Genomic DNA, 22,551 nt, shown 5'->3' on the forward strand with positions numbered 1-22,551 from the left:
GAACCTTAGCGGTACGGCTGCGCGCTAAGGGTATGGAACTGGCGGTTGAACCACACCAGCCCGTCGCCGGCCTGGTGATGACGAATCTGTCTGACCTCGCAATAAAACACGCTGTGACTGCCCACTTCATGGCTGGTAGAAATGGTGCAGTCGACGTTGGCGACGGCCGTCGCCAGCACCGGTGAGCCGGTTTCCAGCGTCAGCCACTGGTCGTGTAAAAAACGCTCTTCCGAACGCAGCTGGCTATTGGCAAAGATGGCGGACAGGTTTTGATGCTGACCGGAGAGCACGTTCACGCACAGCACGCCGTTCTCTTTAAATTTGCCATGGGCGAAAGAAGAACGGTTCATACAGACCAGCAGCGTGGGGGGCGAATCGGTGACGCTGCATACGGCGGAGGCGGTAAAGCCAAAGCGGCCTGCCGGACCATCGGTGGTGATGATCGTGATAGCGCTGCCCAGTTGTGCCATGGCGTTACGGAAATCAGATGTCAGGTTCATAGCGGTATCCGTTATTTCAGTTTGACGTATTCGAAGCTTTCGATAACCAACCGGGGCGTTTTGGCCCGCGAACAGCACAGCAGGATCTGGTCGTTATCTTCGCGTTCTTCATCGGTTAAATACTCATCGCGGTGATCCGGCACGCCGCTGCACACATTGGCGAGGCAGGTTCCGCAGACCCCCTGTTCGCAGGAGACTTTGACCTTGATCCCCGCATTTTTCAGCGCGGCGACAATGGTTTCGTTCTCCCCGACGGCAACGGTGAGGCCCAGCTCGGGGACCTCGACGGTAAAGCTGGCGCCGCCGGTTTCCACTTCCCGGTTAAAAAACTCCTGATGCAGTTGTTCGGGCGGATAACCGCAGCCGCGCGCCGCATCGGCTATCCCGTCCATAAACCCTTCCGGGCCGCAGACGTAGACGTGAGCGGCGGCGCGGTGCGGGGCCAGCACTTCGTGAGGGCGGATTTTTTCTCCTTCCTCGCTGATGTGCAGATGGACGCGGTCGCTAAAAGGGCAATCCGCCAGCTCGTGCAAAAAGGCCATCCCGTCGCGGCGCCGCCCGCAATAATGGATAGCGAAAGATTTTCCGGCGCGGAACAGCGTATCCGCCATCGCCAGCATCGGCGTAATCCCGATCCCGCCGCCAATCAGCAGGCTGTGGCTGGCATCCATCTCAAGCGCAAACAGATTGCGCGGCGTGCCGATCGTCACCGTGGCGCCGACCTGGAGCCGATGCGCCGACAGCGATCCTCCGCGCGATGTCCGATCCTTGAGAATGCCCAGGCGATACTGCTGCGGATGATGAGGGCTGCCGCACAGTGAATACTGGCGAACGATCCCCTCCTCGAGATAGAGATCGATATGCGCCCCGGCGCTAAACGGCGGCAGGGGAGCGCCGTCCAGCGAAGCCAGGGTCAGGACCACCACATCGGCGCCCTGGATTTCGCGTTCTGCGACGCGTACGGTCAGTGTTTCAGCCATCTTTCTTCTCCACCCTGACAGGGCTTAACGCATATAGATGCCGCCGTTGATATCCCAGGTCGCCCCGGTGATAAAGGTGGCGGACGGGTCGGCCAGCAGCTCTACCGCGCGGGCGACCAGCAGCGGATCGCCCAGGCGTTTCATCGGGATCATCTCCAGCAGCGCCGGCATTTTTTCTTCCGCTACCGCCGCATGAACGGACGGTAAATCGAGCGGGCCGGGGGCTATGGCGTTGACGCTGACTCCGGCGGCGCTCAACGCGCGGGCAAACACTTTCGTCAGCGTCAGAATGCCGCCTTTCGAGGCTGCATAATGGGCGCCGGAGGCGGTGCCGCCGTTTTGTCCCGCCAGCGAGGCGAGATTGATAATGTTGCCCTGTCGGCGTTGACTAAAATAACGGCCAACAATCTGACAGCCGAGAAAGGTGCCCCGCAGGTTGGTGCTGGTGACGCGATCGAACTCCTCAACGGAGATCTCCATGATCGGCGTGGTCAGCGTGAGCGCCGCGTTGTTCACCAGCACATCCAGCCCGCCAAATCGTTCGTCGATCTGCGCCAGCGCAGCGTGAAAGTGTTCGGGTTCGCGGATATCCAGCGCCAGGGGCAGCAGCCGCCGTCGATCGGCATCGATCTGCCGGGCCCCCTCGCACGCGATGTCGATGGCGATATCCGCCATCGCCACCTGATAACCCAGCTGCCACAGATGGCGGCTAATCGTCAGCCCGAGGCCGCTGCCGGCGCCGGTTACGAGTACGGTTCTTGTCATTGCAGCCTCACAGGATGTAGCCAATGCTATGCAGATAATCGTCGGCGTTAATCAGCCGGACGACCTTCTGCGCGATAAGAAAGCGCTCGCCCTGCGGCACCAGGGTGTAGCTCAGGTCGGCGACGTAATGGTGTTCTTTGCCTTTGCGGTACTCATACAGAAACTGGGCGCAGCGGATCTCGACACGCTGGTCGCTGGCCTCGATCAGGCGGTGGCGGCCGATCATGCGGATGGTGCGTGCGCGCGGCGTCGTCGAGATCGACTCGCCGCTGTACAGACGATGGACGCGCTTCTCGCGCATGGCCTGGTTGTCATAGGCGTAATTCAGCGCGTTGGCGAAATCGGTCGTCTGCCGATCGACAGGAATGATGTACATCCCCTGCGGCTGCCACAGCGTCAGCCACTCGTGGAATTCGCCCTGGTCGAGCAGGTCCGCCTCTTGATTAATAAAGTGAATGGCGGCGGTTAAAGTCTGTTGTGCGCTCATTTTTGCCCCCGGTTTTCTGCGGTCATGTACTTTTTCCACTGCTGATAGGCGGCACGCATGCCGGTTTCGGCGCTGACGTCGCTGCGCAGTCCATCGGCGGTGCGCGTCTCTCCCGGCAGGCCGCGATTGAGCATGATCCACAGATCGTTGCCCGCGCCGCCGCCGCGCTGGACGCGCTCCCAGGCTTCAGAATCATCCGGCGTGCCAAAGCCCATCGGGCCCTGGAAGTGTTCATGCATCCGCAGACGCGCCTGGTTGGCAATCGCCGGGCCATCTTTCATCGTCAGCACCACGTGGTGGATTTCGGTCTCCTGCACTGAGACGGGTTGCAGCACGCGGAAGAACGCCATCGAGCAGGCAACGTTGGGGAACAGGTTCAGGTTGAAGCCGCTGCCGCCCACGGCGCGGACGATGCGGCGCACCTGCTGCTCTTCGTGGCCCTCTTCTCGCAGCGCCTGAGCCAGTTCAAGGAAGCGATCCGGCACCGGCGCATCGAGATTCTCTTCAAGGTCAATCAGTTCCGGGATCATCACCATCACGCTGTGGCCGTTTCCGAGATCTTCGACAAAACCTTTGCCGTCAACGAAGTTGAGCATCTCTTCCGTTTGCTTATCGACGGAGCTCAGAAAGGACTTATGTACGATGGGAAAGTGATAGCCATCGGTGGTATTTTCCAGCTGAATCTTCCAGTTGCCGGGGAAGCGGAAGCGGTGGGCGGTGGTCGCCTGCAGCGGGTAGCCCGCCCCCTGTTTCATAAACAGATCCATCCATTTCATGGCCGGTCCGAGGAAGTCGGTCAGCGGTTCCATCTGCTGGTTGAAGGTGGCGAAAATCATTCCCGCGTAGCTTTCGCTGCGCAGACGCACCATGCCGAGCTGCGCTTTATCCAGGGTATCGCCGTAGCTTTCCGGATGCGGTACGCCGCGCAGGGCGCCGTCGAGGCCGTAACCCCAGCCGTGATAGGGGCAGACAAAGCTGTTGGTTTTGCCGCTGCGGTGTTCGCAAACGGTGGCGGCGCGGTGGCGACAGCGGTTCAGCAGGACGTTGATGTTGCCTTTGCGATCGCGTACCACGATGACCGGCTGCGTTCCGACCATAGAGGACTTAAAGCTGCCCGCGTCCGGGATTTCACTTTCGTGTCCGACCCAGACCCAGGTCTGGTTAAAAATCTTCTCGATCTCAAGGGCGAAAATGTCGCCGGAGGTGTACAGCGAGGTATGAACCCGGTCGGACTGTACCAGGGCGCCCAGCGTGGCGGCGTCGTAGCCGCTCTCAATATTTTTTACCGGAATACATTCAGACATTGCTTAATCTCCTGAGTCTCGGTGATGTTTCTGCGGGCAGAGGCATCGGCTGCCCGCGGAATCATTCCGGGGACCGCGTAGTGTCGGGTACGGGTAAATCCACCGGCGAGTGCCAGTAATCCACCGGACGACTCAATAAGTTACGGGTGGTGAAATGGTCTATGAGCCAGCGCTCGCCTGCTTTTTTAAAGCGAATCACCAGTTCTGCGCTGTTGAGATGCGACCCTCCGGCGCGAAAGGTGGAAACCTGTAACATTTTCCAGCGCCCGATAGCCTCATTCTCTGCGCCAATATCAATATATTCGGACGTTAAATAATGAACGTTGATGGCAAAGTGTGCGGGCTCGCTAATATAACGGGCCATCATTTGGGCAATGTTTTTTCGCCCGGAATAACGTCCCAGTTTGTTTTGGTATAAACTGCCGAGACCTTCCCAGATAGCATCTTCACAAAATAAGTCAGCAATTTCCTGCGCGATATCCGGATAAGATAAATCGTCACATAAATGCATATATTGACTCATCAGGTTGCGAATCTGATTGGCCGCTTCGAGTTTATCCAGACGCTGCAGACACTTTTCCAGATTCATAAGTTACGCCTGAATAATTAATTCGCGCCCGGTACGAGCTTCAACTTTGCAATATTTCCACAGCCGGTCTGGTCCCGGGCCGACCTGAATGCTGCGGAACAGATTGCAGGCGGCGGTGACGGCGTCAAAATCATGCGCATCGGCGAGGACGTAGGTGGTCCACGGCCAGCCGGTAGAAGGCCCGACCATTACCCGATCGTCATCCATATTGCCGATAACCTGAATGCCGTCAGTGCGTTCGATACCTTTCATCATCTCGCCAAACGCGGCCCAGACCTGTTTGCCGACCTCCGGGGGGGCATCGAAAAAGTTTTGATTTACGCCAATACAAAACAGAACGCGGATCATCGTCATACTCCTTAAAGGGTTATAAATAGCCGGGCAGCGGCGGGTGGCCGAAGAACATATTTCCGGCGTTGATATAGGTCAGCTCGCCCATAAAGGCGTGCTGAGTGATGACCATCGTGTCGCGGGCGTAGCGCTGGAGCGGGCTGCGCATGGTAATACCGGGCATTCCGGCCAGCCTGAGCGCGCGGGTGGTCACCGATGAAGAGACGCGGGTAACGTGCGTCGATGACAGACGCAGGGCGTTGATCATCCCGGCATCGGGTTCATCGCCGCGTAAAATGACCTGCCAGACATCGTCGATGGCATCGTAAAACCAGCAGCGGGCCGAGCGCAGCTCCGCTTCACAATGGGCAATATCCATCTGCGCAAACTGGCGATCGGCCAGACAGGGGGCGCCGGTGACCGAACTCTGGCGTTCGGCGATGGCATAGATTTCGGCCAGCGCGGCGCGGGCGATGCCCAGCGCCACCACTGAGAGCACCTGCGTCGCCAGCGACAGCACCGGGTAGCGGTAGAGCGCGCCCTCGAGACTGAGTTCGCCGCCGCGGATAAAGGTCCACTCCTGGGGGACAAACGCCTCCTTGAGCACCACGTCATGACTGCCGGTCCCCGCCAGACCCACGGTATTCCACACCGGATCGATGGTGAAGCGATCGGCGGGGAGCACCGCGATACGCGGCAGCGGACGAGCGGAGCCGTCGTCCGGCAGAATACCGACGCCAATCAGTTCGGCTCCGGTACAGCCGCTGGCGAAGCTCCAGCGCCCGCTGACCTGAAAACCGCCGTCCTGAGCGATGGCTTTCTGCGGGGGAAAAATACCGCCGGCAAACACCACGTCCGGGCCGTGGCGATAGATCTCATCCAGCGTACTGAGTGGCAGGCCGCCGAGGTAGAAGGGATTCATGCCAAAGCTGGCGACCCATCCGGCGGAACCGTCGGCGGTGGCGATGGTCTCAATCAGCTGACAGAATTCGGCTGGCGAGATTTCATCGCCGCCATATTGCGTGGGCACCAGCGCACGATAAACACCAGCCTGTTTAAAACGCGAAATAATATCGTCAGAGATATAGCGTTGTTGTTCGAACTCCTCGCTGCGCTTTTTTAATTCGTCGAGCAATTCGCTGAATTCACTATTACTGGCGTACGGGGTCTTTTCCGCACGCAGCGTTGCAGATGGGTTTAACATACGACTGAGCCTCTTCCAGTTAAATAGAATAAATATTTATGTCCGTCATGTTTCTGATTATCGGTGCGCTGGCGATATTTATTTCGCTTAGCCACTGAGTGGCCGCGGCACGATAAAGCAGATTATTCAGGATGTATTATTTTATTTGCTCTGCGAGTCTGACGGGTATTGCAGTTTTGCCATTAGCGATTCAGCAAAACAGAGTAATTCATAGTCTTTATTTTTCCCCGCAACAATTTGCAGGGCGACCGGCCGCTGGTTTATCTCGCCAACGGGAAGCGTCAGCGCCGGATGACCGCTTAAATTGAACGGGCGCACCAGCCGGGTCAGGTTCACCACATTGAGTGGATTCGCCGCCTCTTCCAGCGTCGGCGGGCAGGCCGGCAGCGTCGGCAGTAAAATAAACGGCGTGCGGGCGAGTTGCGCATCGACAGCTTCGGTAAAGGTCTGGCGAATGCGCTCTGCCGCCTGGCGCTGGTGCGGGCTGATTTCCGCGCCGGCGCGCAGGCGCACGGCGACATCCTCGGCCAGTTCAGGCTCCTCCGCGAGAGATTGAAACGCCTGCCAGTTCTCCTGGGAGATGACCGTCAGCCCTGCCTGATGCGCCTCGGCAAATGCCGGCAGCGTCGCGTCTGCGGGAAACATTCCCGCCTGCGTCAGACGGGCGCGAATCAGCTGTTCAATGTCCGTCGTGGCATGGCCGAAGAGAAAGGCCGTGGCCGCCTGGTGGGCGCTGACGGCTGGGGCGATTTCGCCTGGGATTCGCGCCAACACCTGACGTAACGTGGCGACATCGCGACTGAAAAATCCCACGCAGTCCAGCGAACTGTCGGCCGGCATCACCCCTTGACGGCTCACCCGCCCCCAGGTCGGCTTCAGGCCGACGATGCCACAGCAGGCGGCAGGCATCCGCACGGAACCCCCGGTATCGGTGCCAATCGCAAAATCGACCTCTCCGGCGGCCACCACGGTTGCCGAACCGCTCGACGAACCGCCGGGAATCAGCGCCGGGTAGCGCGGGTTGAGCGGCGTTCCGCTCCAGGCATTGATCCCGGTCACGCCAAAGGCCAGCTCATGAAGCGTCGTTTTCCCCTGCAGCTGACAACCACCGCTATCGAGCAGCTGTTGAATCACCGTCGCATGCGCTGTCGCCTCCGGGGCATTTTGTAACACCGGGCTGCCGGCACGAGTGGGATAACCGGCGATATCGAGAGTATCTTTGGCGGCAAACGTCAGCGCGCCGGTACCCAGCGTAAAGCGCGAGATAAACCCGGAATGGGCGGATGTCATGCCTGTACGATGTTCATTAGCCATGGTTCACTTTTCCGTTTAACGATAACGAGTGAAGGACGAATGTATAAAAAACAGACTGAATTGAATCTGAGATAATCTTGTCATTAAAACTTGAAACTTCAAGTAATTTGTAACGTATTTTTCACATCATCCTGGGCTATAAGAACATTTTATAAACAAATAAAAATTTTTAATTAATTGATTTATATGTTTATTTTTTGATAGTTATATTTTAATCTCTTGAGGGAGCTCACAAAATAAACCGCAAAATATAAGTTAAAAAAATGATAAAAAAGCGTGCGAAAAACGAAGGGTAGGGCGAGAAAACGACAATAGCCTTTTCTTTACAAAGGTTATTGTCGCGACTGTGGAAGAGGGAGATCAGTCATTGAGGTTGTGCAGCAGCAGGGACAGCACGTGGTTCATTTTCTTCTCTTGGGCAGGGGTAATGCCCTTAAATGCCCGGGCGAACACTTTTTGACTCAGTACTTTGGCCTCGGCGACCTTTGCCTGGCCTGCGGGGGTGAGTTCCGCTTCGGTGACCCGACCATCGCTGGCGCTGACGTGGGTAGTCAGCAGCCCGTCGTCACGCAGGCGCCCTACGATTTTGGTGACGGTGGGCATTTTACTGACGGCGTATTCGGTGATGCGGGAGATACTGGCTCTGTGGTACTGATGGACCAGCATCAATACCCGGAATCGGGAAAGGTCGATGTCGATTTTTTTTAATTCGATTTCCATCAGCTGCGTATACTTTGCATAAACGTTGACCACCCAGAAGAAGGGAAACTCTTCTTTATGAAAGCGGCTCTCGTGGCTGTCTGGTTGCGCTGATGCGTTATTATGTTCCACAAGCCTCTCCTTGCCCGACGACGGTAGAATGGGCAGATGGTATGCGTATTTGACGGGCATTGCAAAATGCAATCTACAGGCAATATCGCGGGCTGGCGGCGACGCTCACCGCTACCGCCGGGCGGATATTCAGATTCACGTAATGGTAAAAATGATGACAACTCGCATGCTAACCCGTGACTGGCGTCTGCTGTCGCTGGGGTTACCACTCCTGGCGCTGCTGTGGGCCGGGCTGACGCTGTATGCGCACTGGGGGGCTTTTTTACAGTGGTGTCTGGCAACGCAAATTATGCTCCATCGCTACCTGGTGATGTATCTTTTGCAGCTCAATAACCATCAGTATAGCGGCGGGATGTGGCTGCTGGGCGGCGCATTCCTTTACGGTGTGCTGCATGCCGTTGGCCCCGGACACGGTAAATTTATCGTCACCACCTATCTCAGCACCAACAAAGAGAGCCTGCTGGCGGCGCGGGTAGTGCCGTTTCTTGGCAGCCTGATGCAGGGGGTGAGCGCTATCCTGTTTGTATTTATTCTGGCCGTAGGGCTGAACCTTGCGTCCGGCGATCTCAGTACCAGCCGCTGGTACGTAGAGAAAATCAGCGCCCTGATGGTGGGGGCGTTTGGCGCATATGTGATATATCAAGCGCTCAAAAGCCTGCGGCCGCGAAAAATGACGATCGCGACCTTGACTCCGCTGCATGAACATAGCGAAACGTGCGGCTGCGGAGCTCACGGCGTTGGCCGCGAGCTGGGAGCTGACTGGCAAACCCGGCTTGGCGTGGTCCTGGCTATCGGCGCCAGGCCCTGCAGCGGGGCGATAATGATCCTGCTGTTTTCCAATGCGCTGGGGATCATCAGCTGGGGAATTGCCGCGGTCATGACGATGTCACTGGGGACGGCAATATCAATTCTCGGCCTCTCGCTGGCGGTACGCTACGCGCGTGAACGGGCGATCGGCCTGTTTGCCTGGGATGACGGTCGCCTGAAATGGCTGCTGCCGGCGGTAAAAATTGCCGGCGGCGTCCTTCTGATTCTCTTTGCCTGCGTGCTGTTTCTGACCGTGATCCCGATGAGCGCCAACGGCGATTATATTGCTGCCGGTTGCTAGGGCTCTTCCAGCAGGCGCATAAAGACCTTCAGCGCCCGATCCAGCTGCTGGCGCTGCTCCGTGGAGAGTCCGGCCAGCAGCTGGCGTTCGTTTTCCACGTGGCTTTCCACAGCCTCATCGATCCGCTCGCGCCCCGCCTCGGTCAGGGCGACCAGCAGACTCCGCGCATCGTCAGGATCCGGCAAACGGGTAATAAAACCCCTTTTTTCCAGCGCCTTAAGCCGATGCGTCATGGTGCCAGAGGTGATCATCAGCGTAGAGAAAAGCTGAGTCGGGGAGAGGATAAACGGCGAGCCTGCCCGACGAAGGGTGGCCAGCATGTCAAACTCCCAGCGCACCAGATCGTGGCGGATAAAGGCGGACTCTACGCGCGGCTCCAGCAGCAGAGCGCAGCGCTTCAGGCGCCCGATGGGGCCCATCGGGCTGCAATCCAGATCCGGGCGCTCCCGTTTCCACTGTTCAAGAATGCGATCTACGGCGTCAGCCTGAGATGATTTGTCCAATTGTGCCTACTTATCTTGATATCAAGATATCTGTCGATACATACTTTAACGACTAATTTACCTTGATGTGAAGATAAAATCATGACCTTTTTCTCACGCTCTCCCGTTATTGATTTGCTGTTGACCGCCCTGGCTCCGGCCATCTGGGGGACGACCTACATTGTCACCTCCCAGTTTTTACCCCCGGACAGACCTTTTATTGCGGCGCTGCTACGGGTGCTGCCCGCAGGGATTGCGCTGCTTATCTGGTGCCGCCGTTTTCCTCTGCGCAATGAGTGGTGGAAGCTTATTGTTACCGGGATCCTCAATATCGGCGCTTTTCAGGCGCTGCTGTTTATTGCCGCTTACCGGTTACCCGGCGGGCTGGCTGCAGTGATTGGGGCAATTCAGCCGCTGCTGGTCATGATGCTGGCGTGGGGTGTCGACAGGCAGCGCTCGCCGTGGGTGGCGGTGCTCTCGGCAGTGACTGGCATTATCGGCATGGCGCTGCTGCTGCTGTCGCCGCATACGGTGCTGGATCCGCTGGGGATCATGGCGGCATTTTCAGGTGCGGTCAGCATGGCGCTGGGGACCTGGCTGTCTCGCCGCTGGGCGATTTCGCTACCGGTGGTGGCGCTGACCGGCTGGCAATTGTTGATTGGCGGCGTGGTACTGGCTCCCGTTGCATGGCTGGTGGATCCGCCGCTGCAGGGGGTGACGTGGACCCAGGCGGCCGGCTATCTGTGGCTCTGCGTGGCCGGCGCGATGCTGGCCTATGGGCTGTGGTTCCGCGGGATTAGCCGTCTCCCATCGGTCGCTGTCTCAGCACTCAGTCTGCTGAGTCCGGTGACGGCAGTGCTTCTGGGCTGGATCTGTCTTGGACAGAAGATTGAAGGGGTGGCGCTGGTGGGGCTAATCGTGGTGTTGCTGAGCGTGCTGTCGATACAGCGCGCATTAACAAAAAAAGCCCCATAAAGGGGCCCGACATTGCTGCGTGGTTATCGTGAAGCGGGAGCGAAACGAGCCGCCGTAAGGCGGCCTGTCCGGCAGCTCCCTCTGCAACCATTCTCTTATTTGGACAGCTCAGCGGTCATATGAACCTGGTTACCGGTATAGGCTTCGGTAATGTGGTAAGACGCGCCTTGATCTTTAGCGATGGTCGCAATTTTAGCTTCTGCGCTATCCAGGGTATCAGCCGTTACGCTGACCGGGTGCTGAGCGAAGCTGGCGAAAGAAACCAGAGAGAGCATACCGGCAGCGGCAAGTAATTTTACGTTTTTCATGGTGTTTTTCCTTTTAACTTTTCAGGTGGAAAGCGTTGTGCTTTCGATGGGTTTATAATAAGCCTGCTAACTATAACCAGCGTTGCAAAAAGTGCGATTTAGATCACACTTTCATGTTGGTAAGATGACGGGAATTTGAAGGTATTTTTATTTTTTAATTAAAAAACAATGCATTGAACGCGACTCCCGCTACCCTTATGCATTAAAAAAATATTGCTATCACCATGTGTTTTTTTGAAAACCGCCGCCATGGATGGCCTGAGTGGATGCGCGGGCGGGATTTTCCCGTGTTTTTGGGCAGGTCATACTTCGTCTGGCGGCGAAGTATCGGGCTTTATGGATACGATAAAGTGGCGTCACTGTTGATTGAGGAAGGACGACACGATGATTGCGGTACTCTTTGAAGCCGATGTCACCCCGGCAAAACAGGCCCGTTACCTGGCGCTGGCGGCGGAGCTCAGGCCGTTGCTTGATACGCTTGACGGCTTTATTAGCATTGAACGTTTTCAAAGTCTGACTACGCCGGGCAAGATCCTGTCTCTGTCCTGGTGGCGCGATGAAGAGGCGGTGCGGGCCTGGAAAAACAATCTCTGCCATCAGGCGGCCCAGGAGGAGGGCAAAGCGACTATTTTTGCCTCTTACCAGATTCGCATTGTGCAGGTCATTCGCGGCTGGGGTTCAGAAATGCAGGAGGGGCGCGGCGATGTATGATATTCATGTCATTCTGCCAAATCGTCCTGGTCAGCTGGCGCTGTTAGGCCAAGCGCTGGGGAAACATGGCGTGGGGCTTGAAGGTGGCGGGTTTTTCACCGTCGACAATCAATGCCACGCCCATTTTCTGGTCGCGGAAGGGGAGCGGGCCAGAACGGTGCTGGAGCAGGCGGGGATCCCGGTAGCGGGCGTCTACCTGCCGCTTATTCGCAGATTAAAACAGGAACAGCCCGGCGAGCTGGGCGCGATAGCTCACGCGCTGGCCGAACGCGGGGTGAATATCCTGACCCAGTACAGCGATCATGCGAACCGCCTGATTCTGGTGACCGATAACTTTCCACTGGCACAGGAAGTCACGCGTTCCTGGGCCACCACCTTGTGAGGCGTTATGCTAAAACCAGCCCATGTTATTGAAGATGATGAGTCGTTGGCCGTGGCCATCACCGCGCTGGCGTCCGCCATGGCCGATGCTTCACGGGTGAAAATGCTCTGTGCATTAATGGATGGGCGCGCGTGGACCGCGACGGAGCTGGCGACGGTGGCCGAAGTCTCGGCCTCAACCGCCAGCGCCCATCTCAGCCGTCTGGTCAGCACCCATTTGCTGGTTTGTCTGGCGCAGGGACGGCATCGCTATTACCGGCTGGCGAGTGCCGATGTCGCCGGACTGCTGGAGAATATGATGGCGATGGCCGGGAAAAGTGCCATTGTGCTGACCACCCGGACCCCGGTGAATCTGCGTACGGCGCGAACCTGCTACGATCATCTTGCTGGTGAAGTGGCGGTGGCGATTTATGATTTTCTCTTGCGCGAGGCGTGGATTGTGCCGGACGGGAGCGCGCTGACGCCGGTCGGCGAGGCGCAGTTTGCCCGTTCAGGCATCACTTTGCCGGCCGGGAACCGGCGCAGGGTATGCTGCGCATGTCTGGACTGGAGCGAGCGGCGTTTCCATCCCGGTGGCGCCGTCGGGGCTGCATTGTTGCAGCATGGTCAGCGAAAAGGCTGGTTCACCCTGACGCCGGGATTTCGCGAAGTGAGTATCACCCCGACAGGCAGGCTCGCGCTGAGGCAGCACTTCCATCTGCCGCTGTAGCGGGCAGCTAAACGCCAGGTTGCAGGAGGTGAATATTTTTTTTTAACCGTTTTTATGCTATTTCAGCAAGCCACCTCTCAGTATTATTCAGAATGTTCGCTATAGTCATGGGATCGTATTATTTGCCATGATAATCCCTCTGCGAAATATATCACCCGCGCCTTATTCCCTCTGATGTAAATAACTTTGTATTTGTTTTTGTCTATTGTTTTTCGATTATCAATAGCTGAAATCTATCTCTAACCCGATGTAACAAGTTTTAAGCAAATGTATATTTGTTGGCGAAAAATAGCATTCTTTGACGCCGACAGCATTAACGAATTCTTTAAACGGAGTTCGCGTCCTGACGCCTTAAATATTGCGGCTTCCGGTCAGTCGAAGTTTCTATTCACAGTTGCACAAGTGAGCATCGCATAACGCTTCTGACTTTTGTGCAGGTTTACTGTTGGTTTATTGATATAAAACTCACTCTGACAAGGAAATGGCAATGAAAAAGGTTCTTCTCTCTGCAGCTATGGCAACAGCATTTTTCGGTATGACTGCAGCGAACGCAGCTGATACGAATGTTGGCGGTGGCCAGGTTAATTTCTTCGGTAAAGTTACCGATGTCTCCTGTACTGTTTCCGTTAACGGCCAGGGCAGCGATGCTAACGTTTACCTGTCACCGGTTACCCTGACCGAAGTTAAAGCAGCGGCGGCTAATACCTACCTGAAGCCTAAATCTTTCACCATTGACGTCTCTGATTGCCAGGCTGCAAACGGCGACAAACAAGACGACGTGAGCAAACTGGGTGTGAACTGGACCGGCGGTAACCTGCTGGCTGGCGCAACGACTGAGCAGCAGGGCTACCTGGCAAACACCGAAGCCTCTGGCGCGAAAGATATTCAGCTGGTTCTGTCCACCGATAGCGCGACTGCGCTGACCAACAAAATCATCCCGGGCGTGAGCACTCAGCCGAAAGCGAAAGGCGACGCAACCGCCGTTCAGGATGGCGCACGCTTCACTTACTACGTTGGTTATGCAACCAACACCCCGGCTTCTGTTACCACCGGTGTGGTTAACAGCTACGCGACCTACGAAATTACTTACCAGTAATTATCGCCAGAAAATAAAACCGCCTTTCTCGAGGCGGTTTAAAACAATGATAAAGCGGCAGTTGCTGCCGCTTATTTTTTTATTCTGAGGTCAGCATGAAGCATATTGCCCTTTTTTTCTGTTTCATTTTTAGTGTTGCGGCCAATGCCAACAATATTATCGTCAACGGCACCCGCTTTATTTATCCTGGAAATGAAAAAGAAATAACGGTACAGCTTTCTAATACCGCAGACCGTCCGGCGCTGGCGCAAGCCTGGCTGGATAACGGCAATGCCGATGCTACGCCGGATACCATTACCACGCCGTTTATTATTACGCCCCCGATTTCGCGCGTTGATGCAAAGAGCGGACAGACTTTACGTATTAAATTGGGTAGCGCCGCCGGACTGGCACAAAATAAAGAGACGCTGTGGTGGCTGAATCTTCTGGAAATCCCGCCGGTGGTGGCCAACCAGAAAAATGAAGGGCAAAACGTCCTCCAGCTGGCGATCCGTTCGCGCTTTAAGTTTATTTACCGTCCTGTCGGACTGGGTAACCGCGACGCGGCGCCGGAGAAATTAGCGCTTTCAGCCAGCGGTAGCAGCCTGTCTATCAGCAACCCTACGCCATTTTATCTCACCGTCAGCCGTATTTCCCGCGATGGCGGTAAAGCCCTGAACAGCAAAACGGTGATGCTGGCTCCGCAGTCCAGTCAGACCGTGGCCCTCTCTTCTTCTGTGAGCCGAGGCGAGACCCTGACGATTAATAATATCAATGACTATGGCGCAGATGTGGCAGTGAAAGTAGCCGTTAAATAAGGGACACGATCATGAAGCAGAGGTCTATCTGCCCGGGAAGATTAAGTACAGCGATCGCGATGGCGCTGTTCTGTTTTCCGCCAGTTTCCAGCGGACAGGAAAGCCCGGGAACGGTATACCAGTTTAATGATGGTTTTATCGTTGGCAGCCGGGAAAAGGTCGATCTGTCTCGCTTCTCCGCCAGTGCTATCACGGAAGGGACCTATTCGCTCGATGTGTATACCAACAATGAGTGGAAAGGGCGCTATGAACTGAACGTCACCCGCGATAAAGACGGCAACATGGGGATCTGCTACACCCGTGAAATGCTTGAGCGCTACGGGATTGCGGCAGAAAAACTCAATCCTCAGCTGAGTCAGCAGGCAGGTTACTGTGGACGGCTGAAGGAGTGGCGTAACGAAGAAAACGTTAAAGATAACCTGATACAGTCCTCGCTGCGGCTGGAAGTTTCTGTACCGCAAATCTACGAAGATCAGCGCCTGAAAAATTTTGTCAGCCCGGAATTCTGGGATAAAGGCATTGCGGCGCTGAATCTTGGCTGGATGGCGAACACCTGGACCAGCCATACCTCTGCCGCCAACGGCTCCGACAACAGCAGCGCCTATCTCGGCGTTAACGCCGGCTTCTCCTGGGACGGTTGGCTACTCAAGCACATCGGTAACCTGAACTGGCAGCAGCAGCAGGGGAAGGCGCACTGGAACAGTAACCAGACCTATCTTCAGCGGCCGATCCCGCAAATCAACTCGATTGTCAGCGGCGGGCAGATATTTACCAACGGCGAATTCTTCGACACCATCGGTCTGCGTGGGGTCAACCTGGCGACCGACGACAATATGTTCCCGGACGGAATGCGCTCCTACGCGCCGGAAATTCGCGGCGTGGCGCAGAGCAATGCTCTGGTGACGGTGCGTCAGGGCAACAATATTATCTATCAGACCTCGGTACCGCCGGGGCCGTTTACTTTGCAGGATGTTTACCCGTCCGGGTACGGTAACGACCTTGAGGTGTCGGTAAAAGAGGCCGATGGATCGGTGCAGGTCTTCAGCGTGCCGTATGCGTCGGTGGCACAGCTGCTGCGTCCGGGTATGACTCGCTATGCGCTGTCGGCCGGTAAAGTCGATGATAATTCGCTGCGCAATAAGCCCATGCTCTACCAGGCTACCTGGCAGCGTGGCCTGAGCAACATGTTTACCGGCTATACCGGCGTGACCGGTTTTGATGATTATCAGGCGTTTCTGCTGGGGGCCGGGATGAATACCGGTATTGGCGCGCTGTCATTTGACATTACCCAGTCGCGACTGAAGAGCGATACCCTGGATGAAAAAGGGCAGAGCTATCGCGCCACCTTTAACCGGATGTTTACCGATACCCAGACCAGCATCGTGCTGGCGGCGTATCGCTACTCCACGAAAGGCTACTATAACCTGAACGATGCGCTGTACGCCGTCGATCAGGAGAAGAACCACAATAACAACTATACGCTGTGGCGACAGAAAAACGGCATGACCTTCACCGTTAACCAGAACCTGCCGGACGGCTGGGGCGGTTTTTATCTGAGTGGCCAGATTTCAGATTACTGGAACCGTTCGGGTACCGAGAAGCAATACCAGCTTAGCTACAACAATATGTTCGGCCGTCTCTCATGGTCAGCCAGCGCGCAGCGCGTGTATACGCCGGATAACTCCGGCCATCGTCGTGACGATCGCATCTCGCTGAATTTCAGCTATCCGCTGTGGTTTGGTGAGAACCGTACCGCCAACCTGACGTCGAACACCACCTTCAACAATTCGCATTTCGGCAGCTCGCAGATTGGGGTTAACGGTTCGCTGGATAGTGAGAACAACCTCAACTACGGCATTTCAACGACCGCAGCGACCGGTGGTCAGCATGATGTCGCCTTAAACGGCAGCTACCGTACGCCGTGGACCACGCTTAACGGCAGCTATAGCCAGGGTGAAGGTTACCGGCAGAGCGGGCTGGGTGCCAGCGGGACGCTGATCGCCCATCGTCATGGCGTGGTGTTCTCACCGGAGAGCGGCAATACCCTGGCGCTGATTGAAGCCAAAGATGCGGCGGGCGCCATGTTGCCGGGTTCACCTGGGACGCGCGTCGACAGTAACGGCTATGCCATCCTGCCCTATCTGCGACCTTACCGGATCAACGCCGTCGAGATCGATCCGAAAGGCAGCCAGGAGGATATCGCCTTTGAGCGTACGGTGGCTCAGGTCGTTCCGTGGGAAGGCAGCGTGGTGAAAGTCTCGTTTGATACCACGGTACAGAATACCCTCACGCTTCAGGCGCGCCAGGCCAATGGCCAACCGCTGCCGTTTGCCGCCACCATTCTGGATCCGTCCGGTAAGGATATTGGGGTTGTTGGTCAGGGCAGCATGATGTTTATCAGCGACGCCGGGGTTAAGCAGGCGATCGTCAAGTGGAGCAGCGGACAATGTACGGTGGATCTGGGCCAGGCAAAATTAAAGGAAACGGTATGTCGCTGAGTAAACAACTGACGCTTTTTATTGGCTTAATGGCGCTGGGGACCACCTCCGCCTGGGCTGCCTGTACGCGCCTTTCGCAGCCTACGGTGAACCTGGATATGGTCGTTGGCAGGGTTGTGGTTCCCCCCGATCTGCCGGTGGGCTCGGTGATTGTCTCCCGGGACTGGACGATGAATGCGCCGGGCGGGGCCAGCTACAGCTGTACCGCCGGTACTAACCGCTTTGCGGCGAAGATTGTTTCTACAGGCTCCACCGATCTGGGGAATAAGATCTACTCCACCAACGTGCCCGGTATCGGCATGCGCTTTAGTCGCGGCGGCGCGACGGTGAACATCATCTATCCCGACGTTTTCTCCTCCACCATCAACCGGACCACCAACTACTCGCTGGAAGGTTCCCGCTTTACGCTGGAGATTATTAAAACGTCGTCGTCGACCGGCAGCGGTACGCTGGCGGCGGGGAAATATACCTCCTATGACTGGGAAAGGGGGAATAACCCGATTCTGGAAACCTACCTGAGCGCCAATGCGATCACCATTGTCTCACCTTCCTGTACGGTCCTGAGCGGGAAGAATATGAACGTTGATGTGGGCACCATTAAGCGTAGCGATCTGAAAGGGGTCGGCACAACGGCGGGCGGTCGGGATTTTAATATCGAGCTGCAGTGCAGCGGCGGGTTAAGCGAGTCGGGATATGCCAATATCCAGACCTCTTTTTCCGGAACTCTGGCAACCAGCACCACGCTCAAACAAGGGGCGTTGCTCAATGAAAAAACCGGGAGTTCCGCCGCCAAAGGGGTCGGGATTCAGGTACTGAAGGATGGCGTACCGCTGGAATTTAACAAGAAGTACAGCGTAGGCACGTTGCGTTCTCAGGAGACGCGTTACTTTACGCAACCTTATCATGCGCGATTTTACCAATACCTGCCGACAACCAGTACCGGCGAGGTGGAATCGCACATGATCTTTAACCTGACGTACGATTAATTCAGGAGGCGGGCATGAAGCAATATGGATGTGGCACATATGGCCGACAATGCATCAGGCTGGCCGTCGCTGGCGCGATGCTTGCCGCCTCGTCGGCCTACGGTTTTATGACCAATTACGATAACGGACGCGTTGATTTTGTCGGCCGGGTGACGGATATCTCCTGTAGCGTGGCGCTTAACGGCGCGAATAATGCCGGCAGCGGCAATGTCTGGCTGGCGCCGGTGAGCCTGGCGGAAGTCCACGGCCGCGGGGCCGGCGCATTTATGAAGCCGCAGCCTTTCACTCTTGAGTTGTCGAATTGTCAGCTCCGCCATGATGGCGGCGCGGCGGATAAAAATGAGATTCGTGCGGTGAATGTGCGCTGGATTGATGGATTTATGGTCGATGCCGTCGCGAATGAAAATGCGGGCTATCTGGCGAACACGTTAGCGGATGGGGCGCGCAATATCTATCTGGCGCTGTCCACCAATGATAATAATACGCTGGATAAGAGTAATAAAATTGTCCCCGCCGACCCGCAGCAAAATCGGGTGCCGATTGTTGAAAAATCGGTTAATGGCGGTGTATTTACTTATTATATCGGCTATGTCACACCGTCCCCGGAAAAAGCGACAACCGGTCCATTGACCAGCTGGGCAACCTGGGAACTTGTGTATAATTAAGCGTGTGATATTTAGCGCATAAAAATACCGCAATCATGCGGTATTTTTATGCGCTAACTCTTTCCTGAACCAGTTGTTCAATACTGACTTCTTTCCAGTAATGGCCCTGAATAGCAAACCACTCCATTCCCTTAAGCCAGTTTTTATGTGCTTCGCTCTCGACACCTTCAATAATGACATTGTGGTTATTACGTGACAGGAATGTCACCAGCGCATCCATCAGCGGTCGCCCGGACTCTTTCTGCATGAGATGCCAGAAAAAATCTTTGTCAATTTTGACATAATCAAAATGGTATCCGCGAATAGCATTAATGCCGGCATAACCAGAACCAAAATCATCGAGCCACAGTGTGGACGTCTGGGGACTTTTCCAGCTGGCTAATGCATTATTCAGCAGGCTATTGGCATTTTCCGTAACCTCAAAATGTACACACTTCAGATGGTTAATGTAGGTTTCGATTTGCGGCTGGCGCAAAATTCCGAGAATATGATCGTCAACATTGATTGTGGCTGAAATACCATTGTCAATAAACCATGTCCGGTGCTTTTCAATCAATGCCAGTTGCTCCATGAAAATACTTTCACGGAGTGCCGCATTAGCATGGCGAAAGAAAAATTCCGGGGCCACAGGAATAGAATCGAAGCGGCTTAAACACTCCACGGCCACGAGAGTGTCCTGCGGTGAGAACATTTTTTGAAAAACATAACGAACAGAGATATCGCCACGGGATAAGTTATAATCGGAAAATATGTTAGCGTTCATTTTCTCGTGTCAGGCACTTTACAAAACATCGCTGCAGGGTGAAATTATTATAAGTGACCTTTCTGCAGTTTGGAATGTTTATTAAAAGTAACTTTTCAATTAATTATCTGGTTTTGATTGGGGAGACGGTTTTTTTCTAGCATTGATACATGTCGACAATTTTATTGTGCATCGCCCGCGAGTTATGCATGCCAAGTTTTTGCATGATATGAATCCTGTGACTGTGTACGGTTTTATGGTCAATATTCAGCAGAGTGGCAATTCTTTTGTTGTTGTGGCAGGTCATGGTCAGCTCCAGCACCTGGCGCTCTCTGGCAGAAAGCTTCTTCGGTACGGAAAACTCGCTGCCGACTGCGGGAGTACTGACGGCGCGATAAAAATCATGCAATGGTGTTTTTTCTGTAAGAATCATGGTGTTATCTATGTTTATTAGTTCCCTGAACAGGTTGGCAATATCGCTTCTGACCACCAGGATTAGCCGGGTACAGTGCAGAAGACACCAGCGCATATCGTTGAGCAATAACATCGTGTCGGCAGCAGAAAAGTCCTTATGAATAACGTTGAAAATAACGATCCCAGACAGGGGGGCGATTGCCCCCTGAGTGATATCCTGATAACGGAAGGTGGTGACATTTTTATTGTTATCAACCATATACCAATGAATTGATTGACCGATTAAATTATCATCGGTATACAGAAATATCCTGTCCAAGGGGTCAGACTCTCTTTTTTCGCTTAGCTTCCAGAATCAAATCGAGCAGCATTTTCTCTATTCTGGTCTTATCTTCGCGGTGGCGGAATTTAAACTGACAGGAAACCTGGTGATAGCTTTCACTGTCTTCATCAAGTGTCACTTCAACAACATTTTTTATCGCTAAATCAATGGTGATTTCACCATACTCAGCCAGCGACAGAACTGAATTCTTGAGGATTGAACTATGCGTGAGAAATTTCAGGTTCGGACTTTTCGCGATCAGCGCACAGCCGCCATCTGAAATGTCTTTAATATCGAAAAGATAGTTTTCGCCATTTCTGTGTCGACCGCGACAAAAAAAGTCATACCGGTGATGCAAACGAAAGCGGGGGTCGCGACGTCGTTGTACCACATGAATGCATTCGGGTAAGGCAAATGAGACTTTATTACCGCGTTCGGCATCGCTGTTATAACTTTTCTTTAACGATGAACAGAACTCAATCTTTCCTGAATCACTATGCAAAATGAATTTGTATTTATGCCCTGGGGGGATTTTGCTCTGGGTGACGATATGGAACTCAGCAAAGTCTACCCGGGTAAGTTGGGTCATGATGTTTTTGTTATTAAAGAAAACTTCTATCTCGGAGTGTTTCCTGAGTTCCTCCCTGAAAATAGCAATGATTTCATACCGGCTGGTCTTTATTGTTCCCTCTGTCATGTAAAGTCCTTGTTGATTTTTTATTGTGTTAGTTAAATTTTTCTTATGGCAATGCCAACATTCTGATTGCATTAACCAGATGTTTTTATGAGCGTTTGATGTTATTAGCTATCTTTGTCGCTAAATTGATTTGTATAAACGTCGAATCAGATGTTGTTTTTCCTGTAATCAAGAGTTGTAAAAATTTTTGGGGAAGGCAAAAACGACAGAAGTCCCCAATAAGGAGACTTGTCAAAATAGTATAAATCAATGCTGTATATAGGGTTGTTTAGCGCAGGTTAGTGCAAGCATATACCCATTTGTAGGATATATAGTGCCAGCAGCGTTGGGCTAATTCCAGCCAAATAATAGGAGGGAAAATGGCGCCCGGCAAGGACCTGTGCGGAAGGACACGCACAGGTGTGGCGAAGGCCGTTAGTTCTGCAGTGCCGCTAATGTTGCGATGGCTTCCGGCGGCAGGGTTAACGCGCCAGCGGCCAGGTTTTCCTGCAGGTGCTGGAGCGAAGAGGTTCCCGGAATCAGCAGAATATTAGGCGAACGCTGTAGTAGCCAGGCCAGCGCAACCTGCATCGGTGTCGCCTCCAGCGCGGCGGCAACATCGTTAAGTTCCTGTGCCTGTAGCGGAGTAAACCCCCCAAGCGGGAAGAAAGGGACGTAGGCAATATTTTGTGCGGCAAGCTCATCAATCAGCGCATCGTCTCCTCGATTGGCAACGTTGTACTGGTTTTGCACGCAAACAACGGGCGTCAGCTTTTGCGCATCGGCCACCTGCTTCGCCGTGACGTTACTGAGGCCGATGTGGCGAATAAGCCCACGCTCTTTAAGCTCAAGCAGCGTGGTCAGCGGCGCTTCCAGTGAGCCTTCTACCGGGCCGTGGGTGCCGAGCATGCTGCGCAGATTCACGATCTCCAGGACATCGAGCCCCAGATTACGCAAATTGTCTTCCACCGCCTGCGTGAGCTCTTCGGGCGACATCGCCGGCAGCCAGTTGCCCTTTTCATCACGGCGAGCGCTGACTTTCGTCACGATGCAGAGATCGTCTGCGTAAGGATGGAGCGCTTTGCGAATCAGCTGGTTAGTAATATGCGGGCCGTAAAAATCAGAGGTATCAATATGATTGACTCCCGCCGCTACCGCCGCGCGCAGGACACGAATAGCGGCGTCCGGATCGGCAGGCGGACCAAATACGCCGGGGCCGGCTAACTGCATAGCGCCGTAACCCAGACGATAAACCTGGCGATGACCTAATGTTCCGCTTCCGGATAGTTTTACGCTGGACATGGCGATTCCCCACTGGTGTGCAAACCCTAAGTGTAAACCTGGCGAGGAAGTCCGGATGGCAGAAATATTGGCAGA

Annotated in this window: 26 protein-coding genes; 10 read left to right on the top strand and 16 right to left on the bottom strand. The window is 54.7% G+C overall.

What is annotated here, in order from left to right:
* Positions 1 to 5 precede the first annotated feature (5 nt).
* The 10 genes from DSD31_RS04545 to DSD31_RS04590 all read right to left on the bottom strand — a co-directional run bounded on the left by DSD31_RS04545 (position 6) and on the right by DSD31_RS04590 (position 8,304).
* The gene (locus DSD31_RS04545; protein ID WP_032690848.1) at positions 6 to 500 is read right to left on the bottom strand and encodes a flavin reductase; all 495 of its coding nucleotides are present in this window, start codon (positions 498 to 500) and stop codon (positions 6 to 8) included.
* Positions 501 to 511: 11 nt separating this feature from the next.
* Positions 512 to 1,480 (bottom strand): PDR/VanB family oxidoreductase, encoded by a 969-nt coding sequence (locus DSD31_RS04550; protein ID WP_064359182.1) that lies wholly within the window; start codon positions 1,478 to 1,480, stop codon positions 512 to 514.
* 24 nt (positions 1,481 to 1,504) lie between these two features.
* Positions 1,505 to 2,245: an SDR family NAD(P)-dependent oxidoreductase gene (locus tag DSD31_RS04555; RefSeq protein WP_004867264.1), complete on the bottom strand. Its 741-nt coding sequence runs from the start codon at positions 2,243 to 2,245 to the stop codon at positions 1,505 to 1,507.
* A 7-nt stretch (positions 2,246 to 2,252) separates the two neighbouring features.
* Entirely contained in the window at positions 2,253 to 2,732 is a 480-nt protein-coding gene (locus DSD31_RS04560; RefSeq protein WP_004867261.1) for an aromatic-ring-hydroxylating dioxygenase subunit beta, read from the bottom strand.
* On the bottom strand, positions 2,729 to 4,036 hold the full coding sequence (locus DSD31_RS04565) for an aromatic ring-hydroxylating oxygenase subunit alpha (RefSeq protein ID WP_113990852.1): 1,308 nt from the start codon (positions 4,034 to 4,036) through the stop codon (positions 2,729 to 2,731). The genes DSD31_RS04560 and DSD31_RS04565 overlap by 4 nt, the downstream gene beginning before the upstream one ends.
* Positions 4,037 to 4,097: 61 nt before the next feature.
* Positions 4,098 to 4,625: a nuclear transport factor 2 family protein gene (locus tag DSD31_RS04570; protein ID WP_004867256.1), complete on the bottom strand. Its 528-nt coding sequence runs from the start codon at positions 4,623 to 4,625 to the stop codon at positions 4,098 to 4,100.
* A gap of 3 nt (positions 4,626 to 4,628) precedes the next feature.
* Positions 4,629 to 4,973 (bottom strand): hypothetical protein, encoded by a 345-nt coding sequence (locus DSD31_RS04575; protein WP_004867255.1) that lies wholly within the window; start codon positions 4,971 to 4,973, stop codon positions 4,629 to 4,631.
* 19 nt (positions 4,974 to 4,992) lie between these two features.
* Positions 4,993 to 6,159, bottom strand: a complete 1,167-nt coding sequence (locus DSD31_RS04580) for an acyl-CoA dehydrogenase family protein (protein ID WP_004867253.1) — start codon at positions 6,157 to 6,159, stop codon at positions 4,993 to 4,995.
* A gap of 141 nt (positions 6,160 to 6,300) precedes the next feature.
* Positions 6,301 to 7,473, bottom strand: a complete 1,173-nt coding sequence (locus DSD31_RS04585; protein ID WP_113990853.1) for an amidase — start codon at positions 7,471 to 7,473, stop codon at positions 6,301 to 6,303.
* Positions 7,474 to 7,833: 360 nt separating this feature from the next.
* Positions 7,834 to 8,304, bottom strand: coding sequence for a MarR family winged helix-turn-helix transcriptional regulator (locus DSD31_RS04590; RefSeq protein WP_015585819.1), 471 nt, complete (start codon positions 8,302 to 8,304; stop codon positions 7,834 to 7,836).
* 154 nt (positions 8,305 to 8,458) lie between these two features.
* Between DSD31_RS04590 and DSD31_RS04595 the strand changes: the two genes are divergently transcribed.
* Positions 8,459 to 9,412, top strand: a complete 954-nt coding sequence (locus tag DSD31_RS04595; protein WP_113991378.1) for a nickel/cobalt transporter — start codon at positions 8,459 to 8,461, stop codon at positions 9,410 to 9,412.
* Here DSD31_RS04595 and DSD31_RS04600 read toward each other — a convergent pair.
* Positions 9,409 to 9,915, bottom strand: a complete 507-nt coding sequence (locus DSD31_RS04600) for a MarR family winged helix-turn-helix transcriptional regulator (RefSeq protein WP_004867242.1) — start codon at positions 9,913 to 9,915, stop codon at positions 9,409 to 9,411. The two genes, DSD31_RS04595 and DSD31_RS04600, sit on opposite strands and share 4 nt — an antisense overlap.
* Positions 9,916 to 9,996: 81 nt before the next feature.
* Between DSD31_RS04600 and DSD31_RS04605 the strand changes: the two genes are divergently transcribed.
* A complete protein-coding gene (locus DSD31_RS04605) occupies positions 9,997 to 10,869 on the top strand; it encodes an EamA family transporter (protein WP_032718199.1) in 873 nt (290 codons plus the stop codon).
* 95 nt (positions 10,870 to 10,964) lie between these two features.
* Here the strand turns inward: DSD31_RS04605 and DSD31_RS04610 are convergent, their stop codons facing one another.
* Positions 10,965 to 11,177: a YdgH/BhsA/McbA-like domain containing protein gene (locus tag DSD31_RS04610; RefSeq protein WP_015585822.1), complete on the bottom strand. Its 213-nt coding sequence runs from the start codon at positions 11,175 to 11,177 to the stop codon at positions 10,965 to 10,967.
* 384 nt (positions 11,178 to 11,561) lie between these two features.
* Here DSD31_RS04610 and DSD31_RS04615 point away from each other — a divergent pair, with 384 nt between their 5' ends.
* From DSD31_RS04615 to DSD31_RS04650, 8 genes are all read left to right on the top strand, one after another.
* On the top strand, positions 11,562 to 11,888 hold the full coding sequence (locus DSD31_RS04615; protein WP_015585823.1) for an antibiotic biosynthesis monooxygenase family protein: 327 nt from the start codon (positions 11,562 to 11,564) through the stop codon (positions 11,886 to 11,888).
* Positions 11,881 to 12,270 (top strand): amino acid-binding protein, encoded by a 390-nt coding sequence (locus DSD31_RS04620; RefSeq protein ID WP_113990854.1) that lies wholly within the window; start codon positions 11,881 to 11,883, stop codon positions 12,268 to 12,270. The genes DSD31_RS04615 and DSD31_RS04620 overlap by 8 nt, the downstream gene beginning before the upstream one ends.
* A gap of 6 nt (positions 12,271 to 12,276) precedes the next feature.
* A complete protein-coding gene (locus DSD31_RS04625) occupies positions 12,277 to 12,978 on the top strand; it encodes an ArsR/SmtB family transcription factor (protein WP_004867232.1) in 702 nt (233 codons plus the stop codon).
* A 487-nt stretch (positions 12,979 to 13,465) separates the two neighbouring features.
* Positions 13,466 to 14,074 carry a fimbrial protein gene (locus DSD31_RS04630; RefSeq protein WP_004867230.1) on the top strand — a complete coding sequence of 203 codons (609 nt, stop codon included), beginning with the start codon at positions 13,466 to 13,468 and terminating at the stop codon, positions 14,072 to 14,074.
* A 95-nt stretch (positions 14,075 to 14,169) separates the two neighbouring features.
* Positions 14,170 to 14,871, top strand: coding sequence for a fimbrial biogenesis chaperone (locus DSD31_RS04635; protein ID WP_004867227.1), 702 nt, complete (start codon positions 14,170 to 14,172; stop codon positions 14,869 to 14,871).
* 11 nt (positions 14,872 to 14,882) lie between these two features.
* Positions 14,883 to 17,369 (top strand): fimbria/pilus outer membrane usher protein, encoded by a 2,487-nt coding sequence (locus DSD31_RS04640; protein WP_113990855.1) that lies wholly within the window; start codon positions 14,883 to 14,885, stop codon positions 17,367 to 17,369.
* Positions 17,360 to 18,355: a fimbrial protein gene (locus tag DSD31_RS04645; RefSeq protein WP_113990856.1), complete on the top strand. Its 996-nt coding sequence runs from the start codon at positions 17,360 to 17,362 to the stop codon at positions 18,353 to 18,355. Before DSD31_RS04640 ends, DSD31_RS04645 begins: the two co-directional genes overlap by 10 nt.
* A 77-nt stretch (positions 18,356 to 18,432) precedes the next feature.
* Positions 18,433 to 19,020 carry a fimbrial protein gene (locus DSD31_RS04650; protein ID WP_077266776.1) on the top strand — a complete coding sequence of 196 codons (588 nt, stop codon included), beginning with the start codon at positions 18,433 to 18,435 and terminating at the stop codon, positions 19,018 to 19,020.
* Between the two features lie 46 nt (positions 19,021 to 19,066).
* On the opposite strand, the gene mrkJ is transcribed toward DSD31_RS04650, so the two are convergent.
* The 4 genes from mrkJ to DSD31_RS04670 form a co-directional block, all read right to left on the bottom strand.
* Positions 19,067 to 19,783 carry a cyclic-di-GMP phosphodiesterase MrkJ gene (gene mrkJ / locus DSD31_RS04655; RefSeq protein WP_015585827.1) on the bottom strand — a complete coding sequence of 239 codons (717 nt, stop codon included), beginning with the start codon at positions 19,781 to 19,783 and terminating at the stop codon, positions 19,067 to 19,069.
* Positions 19,784 to 19,919: 136 nt separating this feature from the next.
* Complete coding sequence (locus DSD31_RS04660) at positions 19,920 to 20,495, bottom strand: response regulator transcription factor (RefSeq protein ID WP_004867209.1); 576 nt, start codon at positions 20,493 to 20,495, stop codon at positions 19,920 to 19,922.
* Positions 20,496 to 20,499: 4 nt separating this feature from the next.
* Complete coding sequence (locus DSD31_RS04665) at positions 20,500 to 21,195, bottom strand: flagellar brake protein (RefSeq protein ID WP_004867206.1); 696 nt, start codon at positions 21,193 to 21,195, stop codon at positions 20,500 to 20,502.
* Positions 21,196 to 21,609: 414 nt separating this feature from the next.
* On the bottom strand, positions 21,610 to 22,476 hold the full coding sequence (locus tag DSD31_RS04670) for an aldo/keto reductase family oxidoreductase (RefSeq protein ID WP_015585828.1): 867 nt from the start codon (positions 22,474 to 22,476) through the stop codon (positions 21,610 to 21,612).
* Positions 22,477 to 22,551: the final 75 nt, after the last annotated feature.

The sequence above is a fragment of the Klebsiella sp. X13 genome (assembly GCF_003323835.1).
Lineage (GTDB): Bacteria > Pseudomonadota > Gammaproteobacteria > Enterobacterales > Enterobacteriaceae > Klebsiella > Klebsiella ornithinolytica.

Excerpts from the sequence above, each read along its gene's own strand:
- DSD31_RS04630 (WP_004867230.1), top strand. The coding sequence starts at position 13,466 with ATGAAAAAGGTTCTTCTCTCTGCAGCTATGGCAACAGCATTTTTCGGT.
- mrkJ (WP_015585827.1), bottom strand. The coding sequence starts at position 19,783 with ATGAACGCTAACATATTTTCCGATTATAACTTATCCCGTGGCGATATC.
- DSD31_RS04580 (WP_004867253.1), bottom strand. The coding sequence starts at position 6,159 with ATGTTAAACCCATCTGCAACGCTGCGTGCGGAAAAGACCCCGTACGCC.
- DSD31_RS04615 (WP_015585823.1), top strand. The coding sequence starts at position 11,562 with ATGATTGCGGTACTCTTTGAAGCCGATGTCACCCCGGCAAAACAGGCC.
- DSD31_RS04585 (WP_113990853.1), bottom strand. The coding sequence starts at position 7,473 with ATGGCTAATGAACATCGTACAGGCATGACATCCGCCCATTCCGGGTTT.
- DSD31_RS04550 (WP_064359182.1), bottom strand. The coding sequence starts at position 1,480 with ATGGCTGAAACACTGACCGTACGCGTCGCAGAACGCGAAATCCAGGGC.
- DSD31_RS04565 (WP_113990852.1), bottom strand. The coding sequence starts at position 4,036 with ATGTCTGAATGTATTCCGGTAAAAAATATTGAGAGCGGCTACGACGCC.
- DSD31_RS04560 (WP_004867261.1), bottom strand. The coding sequence starts at position 2,732 with ATGAGCGCACAACAGACTTTAACCGCCGCCATTCACTTTATTAATCAA.
- DSD31_RS04545 (WP_032690848.1), bottom strand. The coding sequence starts at position 500 with ATGAACCTGACATCTGATTTCCGTAACGCCATGGCACAACTGGGCAGC.
- DSD31_RS04640 (WP_113990855.1), top strand. The coding sequence starts at position 14,883 with ATGAAGCAGAGGTCTATCTGCCCGGGAAGATTAAGTACAGCGATCGCG.
- DSD31_RS04625 (WP_004867232.1), top strand. The coding sequence starts at position 12,277 with ATGCTAAAACCAGCCCATGTTATTGAAGATGATGAGTCGTTGGCCGTG.
- DSD31_RS04670 (WP_015585828.1), bottom strand. The coding sequence starts at position 22,476 with ATGTCCAGCGTAAAACTATCCGGAAGCGGAACATTAGGTCATCGCCAG.
- DSD31_RS04605 (WP_032718199.1), top strand. The coding sequence starts at position 9,997 with ATGACCTTTTTCTCACGCTCTCCCGTTATTGATTTGCTGTTGACCGCC.
- DSD31_RS04650 (WP_077266776.1), top strand. The coding sequence starts at position 18,433 with ATGCTTGCCGCCTCGTCGGCCTACGGTTTTATGACCAATTACGATAAC.
- DSD31_RS04595 (WP_113991378.1), top strand. The coding sequence starts at position 8,459 with ATGACAACTCGCATGCTAACCCGTGACTGGCGTCTGCTGTCGCTGGGG.
- DSD31_RS04570 (WP_004867256.1), bottom strand. The coding sequence starts at position 4,625 with ATGAATCTGGAAAAGTGTCTGCAGCGTCTGGATAAACTCGAAGCGGCC.
- DSD31_RS04620 (WP_113990854.1), top strand. The coding sequence starts at position 11,881 with ATGTATGATATTCATGTCATTCTGCCAAATCGTCCTGGTCAGCTGGCG.
- DSD31_RS04665 (WP_004867206.1), bottom strand. The coding sequence starts at position 21,195 with ATGACAGAGGGAACAATAAAGACCAGCCGGTATGAAATCATTGCTATT.
- DSD31_RS04610 (WP_015585822.1), bottom strand. The coding sequence starts at position 11,177 with ATGAAAAACGTAAAATTACTTGCCGCTGCCGGTATGCTCTCTCTGGTT.
- DSD31_RS04555 (WP_004867264.1), bottom strand. The coding sequence starts at position 2,245 with ATGACAAGAACCGTACTCGTAACCGGCGCCGGCAGCGGCCTCGGGCTG.
- DSD31_RS04645 (WP_113990856.1), top strand. The coding sequence starts at position 17,360 with ATGTCGCTGAGTAAACAACTGACGCTTTTTATTGGCTTAATGGCGCTG.
- DSD31_RS04635 (WP_004867227.1), top strand. The coding sequence starts at position 14,170 with ATGAAGCATATTGCCCTTTTTTTCTGTTTCATTTTTAGTGTTGCGGCC.
- DSD31_RS04575 (WP_004867255.1), bottom strand. The coding sequence starts at position 4,973 with ATGATCCGCGTTCTGTTTTGTATTGGCGTAAATCAAAACTTTTTCGAT.